This is a genomic window from Gimesia fumaroli (genome assembly GCF_007754425.1).
Lineage (GTDB): Bacteria > Planctomycetota > Planctomycetia > Planctomycetales > Planctomycetaceae > Gimesia > Gimesia fumaroli.
On the sequence record NZ_CP037452.1, the window covers coordinates 901,732 to 920,030 of the forward strand.

General features: G+C 51.4%; 17 protein-coding genes and 1 tRNA gene. 9 read left to right on the forward strand and 9 right to left on the reverse strand.

The features are described from left to right. Window positions 1–118: 118 nt before the first annotated feature. A complete protein-coding gene (locus tag Enr17x_RS03525) occupies window positions 119–1,222 on the reverse strand; it encodes a mandelate racemase/muconate lactonizing enzyme family protein (protein ID WP_198000948.1) in 1,104 nt (367 codons plus the stop codon). 184 nt (window positions 1,223–1,406) lie between these two features. On the opposite strand from Enr17x_RS03525, the gene Enr17x_RS03530 reads away from it, so the two are divergent. Both Enr17x_RS03530 and Enr17x_RS03535 read left to right on the forward strand, forming a co-directional pair. Then, window positions 1,407–1,760 carry a cupin domain-containing protein gene (locus tag Enr17x_RS03530; RefSeq protein ID WP_145305927.1) on the forward strand — a complete coding sequence of 118 codons (354 nt, stop codon included), beginning with the start codon at window positions 1,407–1,409 and terminating at the stop codon, window positions 1,758–1,760. Between the two features lie 54 nt (window positions 1,761–1,814). After that, on the forward strand, window positions 1,815–2,612 hold the full coding sequence (locus Enr17x_RS03535; RefSeq protein WP_145305929.1) for an HpcH/HpaI aldolase family protein: 798 nt from the start codon (window positions 1,815–1,817) through the stop codon (window positions 2,610–2,612). A 78-nt stretch (window positions 2,613–2,690) separates the two neighbouring features. On the opposite strand, the gene Enr17x_RS03540 is transcribed toward Enr17x_RS03535, so the two are convergent. Genes Enr17x_RS03540 through pyrF form a run of 3 tightly spaced genes read right to left on the reverse strand, consistent with a single transcriptional unit; the run spans window position 2,691 to window position 5,307 of the window. Further along, complete coding sequence (locus Enr17x_RS03540) at window positions 2,691–3,692, reverse strand: oxidoreductase (protein ID WP_145305931.1); 1,002 nt, start codon at window positions 3,690–3,692, stop codon at window positions 2,691–2,693. A 41-nt stretch (window positions 3,693–3,733) separates the two neighbouring features. Further along, window positions 3,734–4,369: a DNA-3-methyladenine glycosylase family protein gene (locus tag Enr17x_RS03545; RefSeq protein WP_145305933.1), complete on the reverse strand. Its 636-nt coding sequence runs from the start codon at window positions 4,367–4,369 to the stop codon at window positions 3,734–3,736. Continuing rightward, window positions 4,366–5,307 carry an orotidine-5'-phosphate decarboxylase gene (gene pyrF, locus Enr17x_RS03550; protein WP_145305934.1) on the reverse strand — a complete coding sequence of 314 codons (942 nt, stop codon included), beginning with the start codon at window positions 5,305–5,307 and terminating at the stop codon, window positions 4,366–4,368. Before pyrF ends, Enr17x_RS03545 begins: the two co-directional genes overlap by 4 nt. 220 nt (window positions 5,308–5,527) lie before the next feature. Between pyrF and Enr17x_RS03555 the strand changes: the two genes are divergently transcribed. Continuing rightward, complete coding sequence (locus Enr17x_RS03555; RefSeq protein ID WP_232100934.1) at window positions 5,528–6,511, forward strand: radical SAM/SPASM domain-containing protein; 984 nt, start codon at window positions 5,528–5,530, stop codon at window positions 6,509–6,511. Between the two features lie 258 nt (window positions 6,512–6,769). Here the strand turns inward: Enr17x_RS03555 and Enr17x_RS03560 are convergent, their stop codons facing one another. Next, window positions 6,770–7,519, reverse strand: coding sequence for a rhamnogalacturonan acetylesterase (locus Enr17x_RS03560; protein ID WP_145305936.1), 750 nt, complete (start codon window positions 7,517–7,519; stop codon window positions 6,770–6,772). 309 nt (window positions 7,520–7,828) lie between these two features. On the opposite strand from Enr17x_RS03560, the gene Enr17x_RS03565 reads away from it, so the two are divergent. The 3 genes from Enr17x_RS03565 to Enr17x_RS03575 all read left to right on the forward strand — a co-directional run bounded on the left by Enr17x_RS03565 (window position 7,829) and on the right by Enr17x_RS03575 (window position 13,604). After that, entirely contained in the window at window positions 7,829–9,115 is a 1,287-nt protein-coding gene (locus tag Enr17x_RS03565) for a hypothetical protein (RefSeq protein WP_232100935.1), read from the forward strand. A 282-nt stretch (window positions 9,116–9,397) separates the two neighbouring features. Further along, window positions 9,398–10,198, forward strand: coding sequence for an MBL fold metallo-hydrolase (locus tag Enr17x_RS03570; RefSeq protein ID WP_145305940.1), 801 nt, complete (start codon window positions 9,398–9,400; stop codon window positions 10,196–10,198). A 535-nt stretch (window positions 10,199–10,733) separates the two neighbouring features. After that, complete coding sequence (locus Enr17x_RS03575) at window positions 10,734–13,604, forward strand: efflux RND transporter permease subunit (protein ID WP_145305942.1); 2,871 nt, start codon at window positions 10,734–10,736, stop codon at window positions 13,602–13,604. Here Enr17x_RS03575 and Enr17x_RS03580 read toward each other — a convergent pair whose 3' ends face one another. The 4 genes from Enr17x_RS03580 to Enr17x_RS03595 all read right to left on the reverse strand — a co-directional run bounded on the left by Enr17x_RS03580 (window position 13,605) and on the right by Enr17x_RS03595 (window position 16,556). Next, the gene (locus Enr17x_RS03580; RefSeq protein ID WP_198000949.1) at window positions 13,605–14,528 is read right to left on the reverse strand and encodes an alpha/beta hydrolase; all 924 of its coding nucleotides are present in this window, start codon (window positions 14,526–14,528) and stop codon (window positions 13,605–13,607) included. It lies immediately after the preceding gene. Further along, the gene (rsmD, locus tag Enr17x_RS03585; protein WP_145305946.1) at window positions 14,525–15,115 is read right to left on the reverse strand and encodes a 16S rRNA (guanine(966)-N(2))-methyltransferase RsmD; all 591 of its coding nucleotides are present in this window, start codon (window positions 15,113–15,115) and stop codon (window positions 14,525–14,527) included. Before rsmD ends, Enr17x_RS03580 begins: the two co-directional genes overlap by 4 nt. Window positions 15,116–15,220: 105 nt before the next feature. Then, a complete protein-coding gene (locus Enr17x_RS03590; RefSeq protein WP_145305948.1) occupies window positions 15,221–15,790 on the reverse strand; it encodes an FHA domain-containing protein in 570 nt (189 codons plus the stop codon). A 202-nt stretch (window positions 15,791–15,992) separates the two neighbouring features. Continuing rightward, entirely contained in the window at window positions 15,993–16,556 is a 564-nt protein-coding gene (locus tag Enr17x_RS03595) for a response regulator transcription factor (protein ID WP_145305950.1), read from the reverse strand. Window positions 16,557–16,962: 406 nt separating this feature from the next. Here Enr17x_RS03595 and Enr17x_RS03600 point away from each other — a divergent pair, with 406 nt between their 5' ends. From Enr17x_RS03600 to Enr17x_RS03610, 3 genes are all read left to right on the forward strand, one after another. Next, the gene (locus Enr17x_RS03600) at window positions 16,963–17,292 is read left to right on the forward strand and encodes an HU family DNA-binding protein (protein WP_145210839.1); all 330 of its coding nucleotides are present in this window, start codon (window positions 16,963–16,965) and stop codon (window positions 17,290–17,292) included. 529 nt (window positions 17,293–17,821) lie between these two features. Then, window positions 17,822–18,034, forward strand: coding sequence for a carbon storage regulator CsrA (gene csrA, locus Enr17x_RS03605; protein ID WP_145305952.1), 213 nt, complete (start codon window positions 17,822–17,824; stop codon window positions 18,032–18,034). Window positions 18,035–18,217: 183 nt separating this feature from the next. Then, window positions 18,218–18,292: transfer RNA gene (locus tag Enr17x_RS03610), tRNA-Glu, on the forward strand. Window positions 18,293–18,299: the final 7 nt, after the last annotated feature.

Genomic DNA, 18,299 nt, shown 5'->3' on the forward strand with positions numbered 1-18,299 from the left:
ATGCAGGAACCAGGAGTACAGGCGTAATCCGGTGCCATTGCTGGATAATCTGGAATTGAATTTCGCCAGGCGGGCAGACACATGGGTACTGCCCCTACAGTTCTTTAATCGCAGAGAATTACTCTACCGAGCTGTTAACCAGATACCGTTTCAGCATGGCTTCATCAATCTCGACTCCTAAGCCGGGTTTGGTGGGGACGGCGATCGTGCCTTCGTTGATTTCGAAGCGGTCGGTGATGATATCGTTTTCGAGGCTGTAGTAGGTGCAGTCATTGGCGAGTGGGAAATTGGGTGATGAGGCGGCCATGTGCAGCATGGTGGCGGTTCGGAGACCGAGGTCGTGAGCGCAGTGGAAGATACAGGGGACACCGGCTGACGCGGCGACTTCGCCCACGAGTTTGACGGCCCAGATGCCGCCGCACTGGTAGGTGTCGGGCAGCAGGTACTGCGCTGCATCCAGTTCCAGAATCTTGCGGACGTTTTCCATCGTGGTCACCGATTCATTGAGCGCGAGTGGCGTGCTCGTCTGCTTGCGGATGTCGGCGGATTCCTGCAGCAGGTCTTTGTGCATTGGCTGTTCGAAATATTGCAGCTCGTAGGGCTCCAGATCTCTGGCCAGTTGTAGGGCGACCTCGGGCGTGTAACCCATGTTGGGGTCGATGCGGAGATTGAGTTGGTCGCCGACCGATTCGCGAATGGCGCGAACCATCGCCAGGTCTTCTTCGGGCTCGCGGCCGGCTTTGGTTTTGAGGGTCGAGAAGCCGAGGTCGACATAGTGCTTCGCGATGGCGGCAGCTTCTTCCGGACCGCGAATGCCCATGCAGCAGGTAACTTCGACGCGGTCGCGATACAGGCCGCCCAGCAGGCGATGCAGGGGCAAGCCTGCCTGTTTGCCGAGGATGTCCCAACAGGCCATTTCGACTACTGATTGCAGATAGGGTTCTTCCATGCCCCAGTCGGCATAGAGAGCGGAAATGTCGGTCGGATCTTTGCCAAGCAGAATCGGGCGGAAGTAGTCGGCTTCGTCGCCGGTGAAGCTGGTTGCGTTCTGAAAGGAGAGCCGTTGTGGAGTTTCGCCCCAGCCGATGATGCCGGCGTCGGTTTCGAGGCGGATCAACAGGGCGCCGGTGCTGGTGGAGAAAATATACCGGGACTGATACGGAGAGACCGGGACTTGCAAGGGAACATCAACGAGAAACGTTTCGACGCCTGTGATTTTCATGGAAGGCTCCATCGGCAGGGAGGATCAATTGTCGGCGAGAAATTCATGCTACCAGTTCCCTGAGGGAGCGGCAAGCAGGTTCGCGGTCGTTGCCTGATGGGCCACGGTTGTTGTGAGCACCCTGCGCGCTTAAAGTACACGTTGATCTACTTTTTTTCTACATGACAGTAACAAGGCAGCGACGATGGTCCCTGAAATCAGTAATCTATTCACTCCACAGAAGACATTGCCCGTAGCGGAATTATTTGAGGAGCTATTTCGCGGCCAGACTTTCCGGGTGGAGCGGATTGTTTCGACGGGGCAGGCGACGCGGGAGGGCCAGTGGTATGATCAGCAGCATGCAGAATGGGTGGTTTTGCTCACGGGTTCGGCGGTCCTGCGATTTGAGGGAGAAACCGAGGGGCGGCCGCTGGTTCCCGGCGATGCGGTGAACATTCCCGCTCATTGTCGGCACCGGGTTGAGGCGACCGCCGACGATCGGGAAAGCGTTTGGCTTGCAATCCACTATGAGCCTGTCGAGAATGGAGAAACCGCATAGCGGTGCAGACAGACTATTTATTTCAAATCGATTACAGGAAAGAATTTCAGACTGATGAAAAAGAACCCGGTCAAGGCGGCGTTAAGTGAAGGAAAACCTCAAGTAGGAACATGGCTCTCGTCGGGGGATGTGATGATGACCCGTCTGATGGCCCGCGTGGGATTTCCGTGGCTGACAGTAGATATGGAGCATTCGCCGATCGACTGGTCGCAGGCAGGGCTGCTGTTCGGTGCGATTGCGGACGCGGGCTGCGTGCCTCTGTGCCGGGTTCCCCTGGGAAAATATGAATTGATCAAACGGGCGCTGGATGCCGGAGCACACGGCATTGTTGCACCCATGATCAATACGGTCGAACAGGCCAAAGAAGTGATCGACGCGGTCAAGTATCCGCCGCTGGGAAACCGCTCTGTGGGTGGTGTTTTGCATGCGATGAACTTCGATGCGACGGCCGGCGACTATTACAAACATGCCAACGATGAGATTCTGGTGATTCTGCAGACCGAATCTCCCGAAGGTGTTGAGAATGCGGAAGAGATTTACAGTCTGCCTGGTGTGGATGGAATTTTTGTGGGACCCAACGACCTGACGTTCCAGATGAGCAAAGCGACTGGCGTGCATCCTTCGCCTGACGAATTGGAAGCAATGCTGCAGCGCATTCTGGAAACCGGCAAGAAGACCGGCACTCCCGTTGGCCTGCATGTGCAGACGGTGGAAGCGGTCGAGCAGCGGATTGCAGAAGGCTGGCGATTTATTGCGTGTGGCTCTGAAGTCAAATTCATGCTCAACGAAGCGCAGCGGATTGTGAGCGGTTTGAATCTCAAAGCAGAAGCAGCCGACCTGGCCCGGTACTAAATCGTGGGTTGAGTCTCAATCAATCGAAGCAGCCATTCGGGAACGGGTGGCTTCTTTTTTTACGCGCTGTCTGCGTCGTTATTCTTCGCTGATTTTGATGATGGTGCGTTCCTGGTGCGTGCGGTTCAGGAGACTTTCGACGGTCTCCTTGACCTGTTCCAAGGTGATGGCTTTCGCACGGGATTCGAGATCGGGCAGTTTCCAGTCGGTGGCCAGTTTCTGCCAGAGAGCCGTTCGGCGTTCGATGGGATACCAGGCGGAGTCAATTCCATCGAGGGTGACGCCCCGCAGAATGAAGGGAAAGACGGTCAGGTCCAGCTGGGCGCCTCCCGCATTGCCACAGGCGGCAACACAGCCGTGGGGTTGAATCGAACGAATGACATGGCTGAGCAGGAAGCCGCCGACGGTATCGATGGCGGCGGGCCAATGTCCTTTGAGCAGTGGTTTGTCGGAACTGAGATCGATCTCCAGTCGGTCGATGACTTTCGTGGCGCCGAGTTCAAGCAGTCGCTGGTGCAGTGCATGCTTTCCTGAGACCGCGGTCACCTGATAGCCGAGTTGATTGAGTAACGAGACACAGAAGGAACCGACGCCCCCGGAAGCACCGGTGACGAGAATATTGCCTGCGTCAGGGGTGATATGATGATGAATGATACTGTCGACGCACATTGCCGCGGTCAGGCCGGCGGTGCCGAGGATCATGGATTCTTTGAGCGTGAGTCCTTCCGGCAGAGGGACAATCCACTCGGGTTCTACACGAATGAATTCGGCCCAGCCTCCCCAGCGTTCGACGCCGAGTTCATAGCTGGTGACGACGACCGGATCGCCAACCTGGAACTGATCGGAGTCGGATTCCACGACATAACCGGCAGCGTCGATGCCGGGAACGTGGGGGAATTTACGCACGACGCCCGGATGTCCGCTGGCCGCTAATGCATCTTTATAATTGACCGAAGAATAGACCACGCGGACCGTGATTGCGCCGGGAGGCAGGTTATTATAGGGAGCAGAAACAAGGCCGGCAGAAATTTTCTTTTGTTCGTTTTTATTAACTTGATAGCAACGAAAGGAATCTGTCATGATGTATCCGGTTTTCGTAGAGAATAAAAGTGAGTTCGAGTTTACCAGGGGCCGTCGGGGGTTTCCATTTCGAGGGTCCGCCAGCAGTACCAGCTGGCGACGGTACGATAGGGTTGCCAGCGCTCTGCGATTTCGATGCAGGTCTGTTTGTCGGGGCGGGATTTCAGTTGGTAGATCTGCTGAATGCCGTTCTGGATTCCCAGATCATCGTGGGGGAAGACATCGGGACGACAGAGGCCGAACATCAGAAACATTTGCGCGGTCCACTGGCCAATGCCTTTGACCTGAATCAATTCTGTCGTGACTTCTTCATCGGTCATGTGGTGCATTTTGTGCAGGCGGACATTGTTCTCCAGAACCATCTCCGCCAGGTGATGTACGTAATTAGCTTTCTGTGTAGAGAGACCCACCGCGCGAAGTTGTTTGTGCGAGAGTCGCATGATTTTTTCTGCCGTGGGTTGGCCTTTTCCTGTGAGTGCGTGCAGACGCTTGTAAATCGTGCGGGCTGCTGAGGTAGAAATCTGTTGTGAGACAATCGAACGCAGCAAAAGGGCAAAGCGATATCGGTATGGTTTGAGCGGGCAGGGACCGACGGTATCGATGACGGTTTTCAGACGCGGATCTGCTTTTCTCAGATGCAGTGACGCTTTGCGGAATGTGGCTGCGTGGTCATTCATTGTAAATTACCCGCGGGGGTGTGCGTGGCTAAATCGGCAATCATATCATGTGTGGCGGCTTCGATCGCCTGTTCCCATTCTTCGGGTGCGAATTTTTCAGAATACGGGGCTTTGCGGATGGCGAAGTTAATGCCGCGCGAACTGTTGATGATGGCGCCGAGGCCTTGCTCATCGAAGGCGCCGGCGACATCGCCGGCACCTGCGCCCTGGCTGCCATATCCGGGGACGAGCAGAGGTGTGTGTGGCATGAGTGCACGCAGCTGGTTGAGTTCTTCGGGATAGGTGGCACCGACAACAGCGCCAATGGAACCATAGTGACCCGCGCCCTTGGTTTTCAGTGCGAGTTCTTCGACGGCGGCGGCCACACATTCGTAGAGGTTGGTGCCGTCGGTTTTGCGATCCTGAAATGTACCTGCGCCGGGGTTGCTGGTGCGGACGAGAACATAGATGCCCGCACCCCGTTCGACGGCGACATTCACAAAAGGCTCCAGCGTGTCGCTGCCCAGATACGGGTTCACGGTCAGGCAGTCGGCGGCCCAGAGAGCACTGTCGGGATTTTCGCCGGCGAGGTAGCCGCGGGCGTACGCTTCGGCTGTGGAGCCGATGTCTCCCCGCTTGGCATCACAGATGACAACGAGGCCGGCATCGCGTGCTTTTTTGATGACGCGTTGCAGAGCGGCACAACCGGCGGGCCCCCATTCTTCAAAGAAGGCGGCCTGCGGTTTGACGGCGGGCACGAGGGGGGCGACGACGTCGATGATGCGGAAACAGAATTCTTCAAAGGCGGCAGCGACGATGTCGGCTTTACTGGAATGCGTTGCTTCCGCAGCCGAGACAATTTCTGCGGGAAGCCAGTCAAAGCGGGGATCAAGGCCGACCAGGGCGGGTGTTTTCTTATTCTGAATGGCGGCATGTAAACGATCGGCAAAATTGTGCATCGGGTAACTGCTTTCAGTATTATGAGTTAAGCATGATTCTTCTTGATGGAACAGCGGGTTTCTTTCATGAATCATACAAAGTTGAGCCGACAATGGAATCATACCGGTTTTTGAATTGTGGATGTGTATGAGGGTTTTCCCTTGGACATGTTTGAAAAACGGGTGTTTTCAAATGTATAGGCGGGGCGAATTCTCGTTGACAAAAAACGGATTGTCTGCGATGCTCGCCGCGCCAAGTGGTTCGCTTCTCTTTGGATTCATGGAAGAGTCATCAAAAATGGTGGAAAAAACGCTGGATATAGTCAGCCCGTATCACTTTAGTGAACAGCGCGCCGCATATGACGCGGGGATTGCCCGGATGCGTCATTCACTGTATATGGACTATCCAAAGCATGTGCATCTGGAAACGCAGGCTCGGTGTAATGCGAGCTGTAATTTCTGTCCGTATCCGAATCTCAATCGCAAGCACACCAAAATGAGCGATGAGCTGATTGATAAGATTCTGAATGAACTGACCGAGATCCCCCGCGAGATGAATTTGCAAATTTCGCCGTTTAAGGTGAGTGAGCCGTTTCTGGAGGTCCGGTTGTTTGATGTTCTGGAAAAAATAAATACTCTGCTGCCTCAGGCCAAGATTGCACTGACTTCCAATTCGACGCCGATTACGGAAGACAAACTCGAAGCTTTGCAGGAGGTCAAGAACATTCAATATCTCTGGATCTCGTTCAACGATCATCGCGAGGAAGAGTACGAACGCGTGATGGGATTGCCTTACCAGCGGACGCGACAGCGTCTGGAGATGATTCACGATATGTTTGCCGATGGCGATGTATATTTTCCGGTGGTACTCTCGCGCGTGGGTGATGGCACCATCGTTGATCGTGAATTTGTAGATTGGGTGGGGATCAACTATCCATTGTTCCAGTCGAATGTATTTCCCCGGATGGAATGGATGGGGCAGGTCGAGGGACTGAATGTGAACCCGGTTCCCAATATGGGATGTGAACGCTGGTTTGAGCTTTCGATTACCGCGACGGGTGAGGTGGCCCACTGCTGTGCCGACGGTCAGGCGGAATTCCCGATTGGCAATGTGAACGACCAACATGTGCTGGAAGTCTATAATTCACCCGAGTATCGCAAGCTCCGCGAAGCAACGGTTTCTCGTTTGAGTGTGGAGCCCTGTAATCGTTGTACTTTCATGTGATGCCATTTAGTGGTAGGGGCGAACCCATGTGTTCGTCCGCAGGGGCAACGTGTGTATGTTTTAACTGGTCCCATCGGCAAGATAATACAAAATTGTGTCCCGCCAGACGGGCAGACACACGGGTACTGCCCCTACGACTCAGTGACCGGATTACGTGATCTTAGTCCTATGATATTCCGGATGCTTTTCCTGCTCACTGCGTTCGGACCGAATTACATTCGGTCCCACCCAATGTCGGGGAATAGTCAAGTGAAAATTTTATGGTAAAGGTTGTTTGAGATAGGGTTTCAGATCGGGGACCTGGGTGGGGATTTCTTCCGCGACGAGGCGGGCGATTTCCTGGGCGCCTTTTCTTGAGAAGTGGGTGCGGTCGGATTTGCTGGGGCTGAAGTCGTTGCTGCCGACGTCTCCCAGCTGGTTGAAGAGAGTCACGCTTTTCTGGTGCAGGTCGATGACGGGCACGTTTTTTTCGCGGCCCACTTTCAGCATGGCTTCCGCATAGGGGCGGAGAATGGTCATGATTTTTCCATCGCTAAATCTGCGACGCGTCATGGGTGTGACCAGCACTGGTTTGATGTTGGCGGCGCGGGCTTCGTCAATGTATTGACGCAGATAGTCCTGATAGGTTGTCTTGGGGTCGGTCTCACGGTCTCCTTTGCCGGGGCAGTCGTTGTGGCCAAATTGAATAAATAGATAATCGGCCTTTTCTGCAACCGCTTTTTTCCAGCGACCTTCTTTGATGAAGCTTTTCGAGCTGCGACCGGAGGCGGCACGATTGAGCACAGTCACATCGTCAGTGAAGAACTCGCCAAACACCTGACCCCAGCCAGTGAGATCGGGGCGGTCTTTGGGAGGGTTATTATAAGTGGCCATGGTGGAATCGCCGATCATCAGGATGCGAATCTGTGGTTTGGTGGGTTCGGCGGCGGTGCTTTTTAAATTTGCGAACATCAGACTGAAAAACAGAACTGCAATCGTGAGCAGGATTTGAGGCGGGGCGGGTTTCATAAGAGGGCTTTCTATGGTGTTAGAAGCGATTATAGAATGAGCTCTATCTGAAAAAGCTTGTGATTCCCTAGTTTAGGTCGATATGATCTTAGAGAAAAGTCAGTTGACACAGTAAAAAAGTTGATTAAAATGGATGTTTGTATCCGATATTGATTTTGTTTCCTGCCTCACGCAATTGATTGCCGTATTTCATTGAATTGTGTGATTGATTCCCGCCTTTAAAAAATGAATGTCAAACTCATGTATGCGTTTGAAGAATCCCGATTCGTCTCTCTCTTCAGGAGTCTTACGGCCCGTGGTTTACGGTTGATGGTTTTATGCTTTGTCTGTTGCTGTTTCTCGATGCCGGCGGCGTTAGCGCAGGTCAGTTTTGAAGAAGCACCGATTAATTATAATCAATCGAAACCAGAGAATCTGATCACGCGTCTGCAGACAAAACTGGATGCAGGCAAGGTGACGCTGTCTTACGATCGGAAAAAACGAACTGGTTATTTATCTTCGGTGCTGGAGTCGCTGGAGATTCCGGTCTCTTCCCAGGTGCTGGTCTTTTCCAAGACGAGTTTGCAGGTGAAGCACATCGATCCGCAGTCGCCGCGCGCGTTGTATTTTAATGACGATCTCTATATCGGGTTCGTTCAAGGTGGTTCTGTGCTGGAAGTTTCTGCCAGTGATGCCAAACTGGGAACCGTATTTTATACGCTGTCTCAGACCGAATCCTCCAAACCTGCTTTTGTACGAAAAACGTTTGAATGCACTCAGTGCCATGCCTCGTCGATGACGCAGGGAGTGCCGGGGCATATTATGCGGTCAGTTTATCCGGGTCCGGACGGGATGCCTGTCTTTCGAGAAGGGACGTATCGGAGCGATCATACCAGTCCCTTCGAGGAGCGCTGGGGCGGCTGGTATGTTTCGGGAACACACGGAAAAATGCGTCACATGGGAAATCTGATTTTCCGTAGCGGAGACAGTTCGAATCATCTGAATCGTGATCGCGGGGCGAACGCCGTTGATCTGGAGAAGTGGTTTGATACGGAAGAGTACCTGAGTCCGCACAGTGATATCGTTTCATTGATGGTTCTGGAGCATCAGACGAAGATGCACAATTTGATTACCCGGGCGCAGTTTGAAGGTCGGATCACGGAGCGGGATGCGACAGTGATGAATAAGATGCTGGAGCGGAAAGCGACGTTTCAGAGTGACAGTACCAAACGGAGGTTTGCGAGCTCGGCCAATCGTCTGGTGGATTACATGCTGTTTGTGGATGAGCTGGCGCTGGAAGACTCGATTCGCGGCGTTTCCCGGTTTCAAACGGAATTTCCCCTGTCAGGTCCACGGGATCAGCAAGGTCGTTCTTTGCGTGACTTTGATCTGGAGCAACGGTTGTTTAAGTACCCGTGTAGTTTTCTGATTTACTCGGAATCATTTGATGCGCTGCCGCGCCCGATTCTGGATTTTGTGTATCAGCGGCTGTGGGATATTTTGACCGGCAAAGAGCAAAGTAAGCAGTATGCCCACTTGAGTGCCGAGGATCGGCGGGCAATTCTGGAGATTCTGATCGAAACAAAATCAGGACTGCCGGAATACTGGAAGCTGTAAAACGGCTCTGATTGTCTGGTTTCCCGCAAGATGGGGGTTTGCGTCAGCGTGACCGGTTTCCCTTGAAAATCGGACTTATACCCCTACATCTGCTTTGATAATGGTTGTTTCAGTGAATTGGCCCGCATAGAATGACGGGATCACTGAGACTGGCTTTGAGAGCGCCCGTCTATTGGGCGTTTGTTTTGGGAATCATATAACGATACGGCTCTCAAGCAGTCTTTGCTTTTCTGAACGAATGAAATCAATCACTGAGCTTAACCATACGAGGAGCTTACGGGAATGTTGCCCCGACGCGAAGTTTTTCCACACGTTATCGAAATTAATTATCAAGCCAGACAGCGTTTGGGGTGTTGTGTTTACCTCGTATTCAATGATCAGAATGAATGGCTGCTGATTGATATCGGGTACGAAGACACAGTTTCCGAAATCATCGAGATGATCCGTCAGATGGATTTTCCACTGGCGAATTGCAAATATCTGATTGCCACGCACGCCGATGTAGACCACATTCAAGGGTTGAGCCGTGCCAAAGAATTATTGCCTGCAGCGCAAGTCGTAGCGCATCCGAGTGCGGCTCGCCTGCTTGAAGTAGGAGACCGCATCAGTACTTATGCCGAGATCAGTGCACAGGGAATTTCGATTGATATGCCCGCCTGCCAGGTCGATCTGGAAGTGAATGAAGGGGACGTGATTGATCTGGGGGGAGACATCAAGCTGGAAGTCTGGCATACTCCCGGTCATACCGACGGCCAACTTGCTTTCCGTTTCGGTGACTTGCTGTTCTCTGGCGATAACATCTACCGTGACGGCTGTGTGGGGCACATTGATGCCCATCATGGGTCGGATATTCCTGATTTCATCAAGTCTCTGGAGCGAATCCGCGACTGTGATGCCAAATGGCTGCTGCCCAGCCATGGTCCGATTTTTCGGAACAAAAAAGAATTGCTGCAGGCGACCATTGATCGTTTGGATACGTATCTGCATATGGCAGATTTCGGCACATGCGCCATTGATTGGCCGTTGCAGGATCAGTGGGACGAAGAACTGCTGAAGGGATTTGACCCCAAAACGGCAGAGTAAGCGGCACGATTGTTGTGGTGTTATGTTCATATTTCTGCCGTTTTAGAAGAGTATTTTCTCTTTCGTGTGCTGAACAGGCAGGCTGAAGCGGGGGGAGAGTGCCGTTTTTTTCTGTTTTTTGCAGGGAAGCGGGGTCTCTAACAGGGAATTCCTGCTGCTATAATCCGCAAAATTGATATCATTATCAGAATCTTTATCACAAATACAAATGTTGTTTGTGTTGCGACAAGTTCAACCCGATACGACGACGAAAAATACCGATGCGGGGCGATCGTAAGAAGTGATATCAGAACGGAATCAGCAGAGAGCTTTTCCGTTTTTTTGTACATTCGAGATTGATTCAGATTGTGAAAGAGTGACAATTCAGGAAATCTGATTTGAGAAAGCGCGGGAATTCTCCCGGATTCTGCTCAAGTTGGATGTACTTGGTCTGCATTTCTGAATCACACAATTTTCAATTTGAATTTCACCTTCGTTGTGGCAGGGCTGAGATTCATTGATTTGATAAAGCCTCTTGGGGCAATTGGAATAGTTAATGGCTTCGTTTTTTCAAAAGCGCGATCCTTGGGGACACAGTTTCTCGTTATGGGTTGTGGTTTTCATGATCTTCATCACCCCGGTTCTATTCGGGGTTTTGCGTGAGATCCGGCAGGAAAACAATGTTGAGAACTGGTTGCCCCCCAACGACCCTCAGTCAAAAGTTCTCTCCTGGCACCGTAAGAGTTTTGGCATTGAAGACCGTCTGCTCCTTTCCTGGGAAGGGAGTTCGCTAACTGATTTGCGGGCCGATCGCCTGAAAACACTGCTATTGGGAACACCCGATGAAAAGGGGATTCTCCGCGGCGGTTCACCTTACATCCAAAATGTCTTAACGCCTCAGGATGCCATTCGGAAGATGGTGGAGTACCGGGTTGAGCCGGATGAAGCCCAGGAGCGTTTAAAAGGTGTTCTGCTGGGTACTGGAGCTCTGAAGATCCAGTTAACCGAAGCCGGCCGAAAAAGGCAGGAGCAGACGATCCAGGAGTTGATCGGCAAAGCAAAGAGCGAGTTGGGGATCGAGCTGACGGTAAAGCCTGCTTTCAAAGAGTGGGTTGAGATCGTAGATGAATCGAATGAGGCCGAGATTGTCGAGACACCTGCCAGCGATGATGAAGAGCAGGTTGATTTCCAGGCTTTGGTGGCCGAGATTCCCTCTCATGATTTTCAAGTGACCTGGCCGCGGATGCAGCCTGCGTCTCAACTGAGTGAGCAGATTCAGCAGTTGGCCTTGTCTCTGAAGCGGCCTACGATCCTGCCGGAAACCAAGTCAGAGAAGTCAGAAAAAACTGCCGATGCGGCGGCGACACATCCTGCTCTGGTGAAAGATTGTTTCTTTGCCGTGGGAACACCGATTGCCGTTGCGATTGAGCTGTCTGACACGGGAGACGCCGACCATGCTGCTGCGGTTGCTGCCGTCAAAGCAGCCGCCTCGAAGTCGGGCATTCCCGAAGCCGGCTTGCATATGGGAGGCAGACCTGTTGCAGGAGCTGCTTTGAATCGAATGGTCAAAGAATCTTCCTGGAATACTGCGTATCCGGTCTGGCAGTTTCATAAACGGTCTGTGACGCTCTTCTCCGGGTTGATTGGGATTGCACTCGCATTTCTGATGTTACGCAGCCTGCGTCTTTCGTGCCTGGTGCTGCTGGTGTCTTATTATACAACGTTTGTGGCTGTCTCTATCGTACCTTTAACAGGGGGAACCATGAATATGGTTCTGGTGGTGATGCCGACCCTGTTGACAGTGCTGACGCTATCCGGCTCGATTCATGTGGCCAATTACTGGAAACACGCCGCGCATGTGGACATGAAAAATGCGGTTTCTCAAGCTGTCGAAATGGCACGGGCGCCCTGCATGATGGCCAGTCTGACGACCGCCATTGGTCTGGCTTCGCTCATGACCAGCCCGCTCTCGCCTGTACGTGATTTCGGCCTGTATTCTTCGATTGGCTGTCTGATTTCACTGTTGATGATCTTATACGGCTTACCGTCGTTGCTACAGTTATGGCCGGGTAAGCCTCCCAAAGAATCTGATGTGGATACCCGACATTGGCAGAAGCTGGGGCGCGTCTTATCCCGGCATCAGGTGCTGGTGTCGATGAGTTGCCTGATTATTTTTGCCGTTTCCTGCTATGGCTTTAAATGGTTTCGGACCGAAACAAAGGTCATCAAATATTTTCCGGATTCCTCTCGGGTGATTCAGGATTACCTGTTCCTGGAAGAGAATCTTTCGGGAATTACTCCCGTCGACACGGTGATCTGCTTCGATGAGGCCGCTCAGAAAAATATGAATTTTGTTGAGCGCGTGGAACTCGTACGCAAGATTCAACAGAAAATTGCAGAGCATCCTGAAATCAGTGGTTCGATTTCTCTAGCTGATTTTCGTCCTGTCTCAGAGCCGTTACCGGAAAATGCGAGCACGTTTCAAAAATTACGCAATGCCAAACGCGTAAATGAAACAGAACGACGCGTGCGGGAAAGTTTAAAAACCGGTGATGCGAAATCGTTTCTGTATATTGCCGATGAAGCGATCGAAATGGAGCAGGAGACCGCCAATGGTGACCGATCGGTCGCTGTGAATAAAGGGGACGAACTGTGGCGGATTACCGCCCAGGTGGCGATTATGACCGATCTGAATTACGGTCACTTGACACGCGATTTGAACCAGGTGACGCAGTCGGTTCTACGTGACCACGCCGGCACGACGCATCTCGTAACCGGCACAATTCCGCTGTTCCTGCGAACGCAGCAGGCAGTTCTGGAAAGTCTGATTAAGAGTTTCGGTCTGGCGTTTGCCGTGATTGCGGTTGTGATGATGATTCTGCTCCGCAGTCCGACAGCGGGCTTGATTACCATGTTGCCGAACCTGATGCCGATCGGCGTGGTCTTCGGGTTGATTTCCTGGATGAAAATGCCCGTTGATATCGGGACGATGATTACCGCTTCGGTGGCGCTGGGGATTGCCGTTGATGGAACGCTGCATTTGCTGACCTGGTTCAAAATCGGCATTGAAGAAGGCAAAACCAAGAGCGAAGCCGTCGCGGCTGCAATGGGGCATTGTGGCCCGGCAATGTGGCAGACGAGTGCTGCCGTGGGGATCAGTCTGGCGATGCTCTACCCGGCAGAACTGCTGCTGGTGAGCCGATTCGGGATTCTGATGTCTGCCTTGATCGCGGCTGCTCTGTTAGCGGACATTATCTTTCTGCCGGCTCTGTTAGCGGGCCCGCTGGGTTCTCTGATCGTGGCGTCCCATAAAAAAGATCAGGCTGCGGCCGCGAATGCACCGCTGTTACAGGACGGCAAAGCCACGAAGCCGCATCTTCCACAGGCAATTAAACGGACTCAGTCGGAAACAACACTGGAAACCTGATCAGGGAGTCCTCCGGGTTTTCTTTGCGTTTGTGATGCGATTGAGAAATGCAAAGATTTTCTGCGTAGGCATGTCATCGGCTTGACCAATTTCGCGATTGATCGTCATATGTGTTTTGCCGGGTGCGGGAACCACGCTGACGTCGACCTGGTTCGCTTTCAGTTTTTTAGCCAGACGCTCTGACTGCCGTCTGGAGTCGGCTCGGCTCGCGACGTGCAGAATCAGAAAAGGGGGGATTGATCGATTCCTGCGAACGTAAGTCAGTGGAGAGGCTGCTTTCCAGATTTTCTCATCTTCACCGAATACGCTGGTATAAATTTTTTTACCCGTTCGGCCAGCGGTCTTGATGCGATCAGCGATATCATAGCCGGCACCATCGAGTAAAATGGTGCCCTTGATGGTTTTCAGCGAGAGCGACTCCTGTTTGAGGTAGGCAGGATTGGTCGAGACCAAAGCAACCAGGTGTGCGCCCGCAGAGTGGCCCATCAGAAAGATTTGATTGGGATTTCCGCCATACTCCTGCGCATGATCGTGAACCCAGTGAATGGCCTGTGCGACGTCCTGAGCCTGTTCGTCATAGGTAGCCTTTGGGTGGAGTCGATAATTGATGCTGACCAGCAGGTAGCCGTGCTGTGTGAATGCCAGAGGTTTCTGATCGACGCCCCGCTTATCACCAATTTTCCAGGCACCGCCGTGTACCCAGACGACGATGGGATGGTTCTTTCCCGAATTGGGAGCATAGATGTCGAGGCTTTTGAAATGCTTGCCGATGCGGATCGAGGAATCATAGGGAACGTGGCGCACCGTTTTGAAATTTGCAGGCGTCTGATTTTCCGAACGTGCCATCTGGCTGGAGACTGTGAGCAGCAGGGCTACGGCGAGTATCTTCCAGAAACAGCGGCGGAAAACAGAGCGGTGTGTCATGTGGTCTGGCCTTGTCGTTTTTTCATGAAGTGCAGGTCCATGCTTGATTTTTGCAGCAGGTCGTATTCTTCCCAATCCGGGGGACATTCGAATTCGGCATCGCGCGGGGCTCTGAGGATCAGGTGGCAGTCTGCGGAAGAGACCGTCTCCCGTGCGAGGCGTTCCATCGATTCATAAAGTCTGGACCCTGGCTTGAGATCGTCGAGCATTTTATAGGGGGGATCAAAGAAGATCAGATCGAAGGGAACAAAGTCCGGGACGTTTTTCGGGCGGAAGGAGGAAAGCAGGGCGTTGGTTCTCCAGCAGAGTGTTTCTTCATCTGCGCCAATGGTTTCCACGTTGCGTTTGAGGAGCTCGTGGGCTTTGCGATCCTGCTCAATAAACACGACGCTGCTGGCACCCCGACTGAGGGCTTCCAGGCCGAGCGATCCCGTGCCGGCATAGATATCGGCCACACGTCTTTCTTTAACCGTATCGCCAAGCCATTCGAAGAGGACTTCTTTCACAAAATCGGTGATGGGGCGTGTGGTCTGGCCGGGATTCACTTGGAGTTTTCGGCGACGGTATTTTCCTGCAATAATACGCACTGCTTAATCTTTTCAATAATAACAGGTGTGAACCGAATGGCCCCCACGGGGAGTAGAACTACTGTAAAACGTGATTGTATAGAGACTTGTCAGCAATGAGAAGCATCACTCAGATTCCTGCTTTTGTTGCGCGACGCGTTCCCAGTGTTTTTTGATAATATCAGCGGCCTCCTCGGCAACCGAGTGATATTCCTTTTTTTTCGGAGGTTTTGGAGCGGGGGGGACGCCAGTCGGTGGAATGTTTGAAGTGGGAATCACCGTAGTATCGCCAGCGGAGGACGCTTCCTCTTCAGAGACTTCTTCCGAAAGCCAGCTTGAAATATCGTCGTCTGACAGTGGTGCCGCTTTATCGGGCTCCAGATTACTGGGTTTTTTGATCCTGGTTTTTGTGCCCGCTAATTCGAAGACCATCGGCCCGATTCTCAATTGATCACCTGTCTGAAGGGGGGTTTCTGTCTCGATGGCGATGTCATTGATAAACGTTCCATTACGGCTTTCCAGATCATCCACGAACAGTTTCCCGTCGCGGATTTTAATCTGGCAGTGCATTCGGCTGACGTCAGTATCTGAAACGCGGATGTCGCATTCCAGGTCTCGTCCGACGGTGATATCTCGATCAGGAAGTTTCAATTTTTTTCCTTGATATTTGCCTGTCTTGATAATGAATTTTGGCATGGGGCCCTCAAAGCTAAGTAGGGAAGTGGTCTTGTGGAATCAGTTGGTAACAGGCGATCTGCTTTTGTTTTTCAATTGGAAGCTGCAGGTTGGTTATATCAAATCTCACCTGGGTGAGAGAGTGAGCGAACAGGCTGGATTGAAGGATGAAGCTCATGTATGCAAAATCAGGAAATCCATATCTGAACTGGAGTTGGTTTGATTAATCATGCAGGGGAACCATCAGTGACTCATGACACGCCGGGCAGGTCATCGTACGCCCGCGGTGTTTGATGCGCACTTTTAATTTTTTACCACAGGGGCAGAAGAAGTGAATCCGTTCTTCCGTTTTCACTTTTTCCGGAGGCAAGTGTTCCTGCTCCCAGAGGTCGTTGGAAATTTCCTTGATCAATTCGAGTAGTTCATCCGGGTTACAGGGTTTGAGCAGATACCCGTCTGCCCCGACACGTGTTGCCAGCTGGCGCGATTCCGGAGAATCGATTGCTGTGAGAATCAGTATGGGAACATGGCATTCTCTTTGTTTCATATGTTCGCAGATTTCAAATCCGCTTTCATGAGGCAGAATCAGATCAAGGATGACGAAATCCGGTTTGTGCATTGAGAAGGAAGAATGCGCCTGGCCTCCATCCTTGGCAATCGTCACGTGATAGCCATGTTCTTCGAGTAGTGTTCTCAGGAATAAGGCGGTGTCTTGTTCGTCTTCGACCACGAGTATGTGATTTACAATTGAGCGCGTCATATCCCGGCGAAGTTCATTTGTAGCCATTGTGGAGGCTCCCTGTTTCAGTGTACCCGATTCGTTCGGGCTGCATCATTTTTATATCTCATAGGCAGTTCAATCTGATCTGCTTGAAGAATGGGTTGGTGTGGAAAAATACAATTCGTCAATAGTAGTTCGCGGTCAAATCGTAAGTTCTTAAATAAAAGCCATCTTTTTATTATCTCAAAGCAGCAAATAAATGACACGACAAAAAAAATTTTTTCGTCGGAAATGACAAAAAGTCCTGAAAAATAGGGCAAACACATTGACTTTTGGAAATAAGATCACTTTACTTACGCTTGGCTTGGGGTGACTTCGGTCTGTGAACCAGGCACAAACTAATTTCGCAACTCATTATGACGAAGTGGGAAACCACTTCTTTCATTTTCAATTCCAGTATCAGGAGTTCACGATGGCAGCAAAGGCTACGACTAAAGATAAGCCACTTACCAAAACAGAGATCCTCAATGCACTGGCTGAAGGTTCTGGACTCACCAAGAAAGAAGTGACTGCAGTTCTTGATGAATTAAGCACACTGATTTCGAAGAACCTTGGAAAGCGTGGTCCTGGCGTCTTTAACATTCCTGGGCTCCTGAAAATTCAAGTGCAGCGGAAACCAGCTACCAAAGCCACAACCCGCCCCAACCCATTCAAACCAGGCGAAATGATGCAGGTTGCTGCGAAGCCAGCCCGCAATGTCGTCAAGGTTCGACCTCTCAAAGCACTGAAAGAGATGGTTTAATCGCTCAGTCGACTTGAATCTGACCACACGATCATGAAGATGCAGCTTCCCTGAAGGGGGCTGTGTCTTGCATGAGTCGCGTCTCAGTTACAAGAAGATAATGAGTTCCCGCATCTGTTGTCATGCTTCTCTCAAAGTTACCGAAGTTTTCTTACGCTTAAGTAAACTTTCAGGTCAAAAACTCTCAAAAGCCAAAAATTCTTTGAAATTTAGGGCTTTTTTGTGAAGCCAGGTGCGAATGAACTCTTTTTCTAATCTGTTCTCGTAAGTGTAGATTTGATTACACTTTACGTCTGCAGTGTTAAGCCTCAGCTTCGGGTGTGTTTCTTCTCTTGATGCCGCTTTGCGCTCTCTCTGCGCGCCCACCTTGCGCTAGCCTCTTGACGCTATAAATGTAGGCTTGTAAAATCTCTGAGTGAATGATTGATTGGTATTTTTACTAATTCATGACAGTAGCGCCAGCCCTACCAGACGGCGTTAGATCAGGATTTACGTAGGATGCATCAGGTATCCTGAAAGAGAAGATGGCATGTTAGTATTATCTCGTAAGAAGAATGAGAAAATCGTAATCGACGAGAATATCGTCATTACGATTGTCGAGATTCGCGGCGATAAAGTCCGCTTGGGAATTGAAGCACCCCGTGAAGTTCCCATTCATCGTAGCGAAGTTTATGAAGCAATTCAAAATGAGCAGAATTCGGTTCCAGAGGCTGAAAACGATACCACTGAGCTGATGCAGTAATTTCGGATTGTGCAAATATGGATACTAAAAAAAGCCGCCATCAGGTGGCTTTTTTTATGGAATGGTTTCCCGGCCTCCTTCCGCTTAGAGGGCAGAGTTCAAAGTTTTTTTAGAGAAGATGAATTCTGTTAACGCCGTCCGCTTGACTTATCCGATGGAAACCTTAGATTACTATTTCGCTTCGGCCCCATCGTCTAGTTAGGCCCAGGACATCGGGTTTTCATCCCGAAAACAGGGGTTCAAATCCCCTTGGGGTCAGTCGACA

What these genes read in the sequence shown, in the direction of transcription:
- Enr17x_RS03525 (WP_198000948.1), bottom strand. Translation starts at nt 1,222, where the DNA reads ATGAAAATCACAGGCGTCGAAACGTTTCTCGTTGATGTTCCCTTGCAA.
- Enr17x_RS03530 (WP_145305927.1), top strand. Translation starts at nt 1,407, where the DNA reads ATGGTCCCTGAAATCAGTAATCTATTCACTCCACAGAAGACATTGCCC.
- Enr17x_RS03535 (WP_145305929.1), top strand. Translation starts at nt 1,815, where the DNA reads ATGAAAAAGAACCCGGTCAAGGCGGCGTTAAGTGAAGGAAAACCTCAA.
- Enr17x_RS03540 (WP_145305931.1), bottom strand. Translation starts at nt 3,692, where the DNA reads ATGACAGATTCCTTTCGTTGCTATCAAGTTAATAAAAACGAACAAAAG.
- Enr17x_RS03545 (WP_145305933.1), bottom strand. Translation starts at nt 4,369, where the DNA reads ATGAATGACCACGCAGCCACATTCCGCAAAGCGTCACTGCATCTGAGA.
- pyrF (WP_145305934.1), bottom strand. Translation starts at nt 5,307, where the DNA reads ATGCACAATTTTGCCGATCGTTTACATGCCGCCATTCAGAATAAGAAA.
- Enr17x_RS03555 (WP_232100934.1), top strand. Translation starts at nt 5,528, where the DNA reads ATGCTCGCCGCGCCAAGTGGTTCGCTTCTCTTTGGATTCATGGAAGAG.
- Enr17x_RS03560 (WP_145305936.1), bottom strand. Translation starts at nt 7,519, where the DNA reads ATGAAACCCGCCCCGCCTCAAATCCTGCTCACGATTGCAGTTCTGTTT.
- Enr17x_RS03565 (WP_232100935.1), top strand. Translation starts at nt 7,829, where the DNA reads ATGGTTTTATGCTTTGTCTGTTGCTGTTTCTCGATGCCGGCGGCGTTA.
- Enr17x_RS03570 (WP_145305940.1), top strand. Translation starts at nt 9,398, where the DNA reads ATGTTGCCCCGACGCGAAGTTTTTCCACACGTTATCGAAATTAATTAT.
- Enr17x_RS03575 (WP_145305942.1), top strand. Translation starts at nt 10,734, where the DNA reads ATGGCTTCGTTTTTTCAAAAGCGCGATCCTTGGGGACACAGTTTCTCG.
- Enr17x_RS03580 (WP_198000949.1), bottom strand. Translation starts at nt 14,528, where the DNA reads ATGACACACCGCTCTGTTTTCCGCCGCTGTTTCTGGAAGATACTCGCC.
- Enr17x_RS03590 (WP_145305948.1), bottom strand. Translation starts at nt 15,790, where the DNA reads ATGCCAAAATTCATTATCAAGACAGGCAAATATCAAGGAAAAAAATTG.
- Enr17x_RS03595 (WP_145305950.1), bottom strand. Translation starts at nt 16,556, where the DNA reads ATGGCTACAAATGAACTTCGCCGGGATATGACGCGCTCAATTGTAAAT.
- Enr17x_RS03600 (WP_145210839.1), top strand. Translation starts at nt 16,963, where the DNA reads ATGGCAGCAAAGGCTACGACTAAAGATAAGCCACTTACCAAAACAGAG.
- csrA (WP_145305952.1), top strand. Translation starts at nt 17,822, where the DNA reads ATGTTAGTATTATCTCGTAAGAAGAATGAGAAAATCGTAATCGACGAG.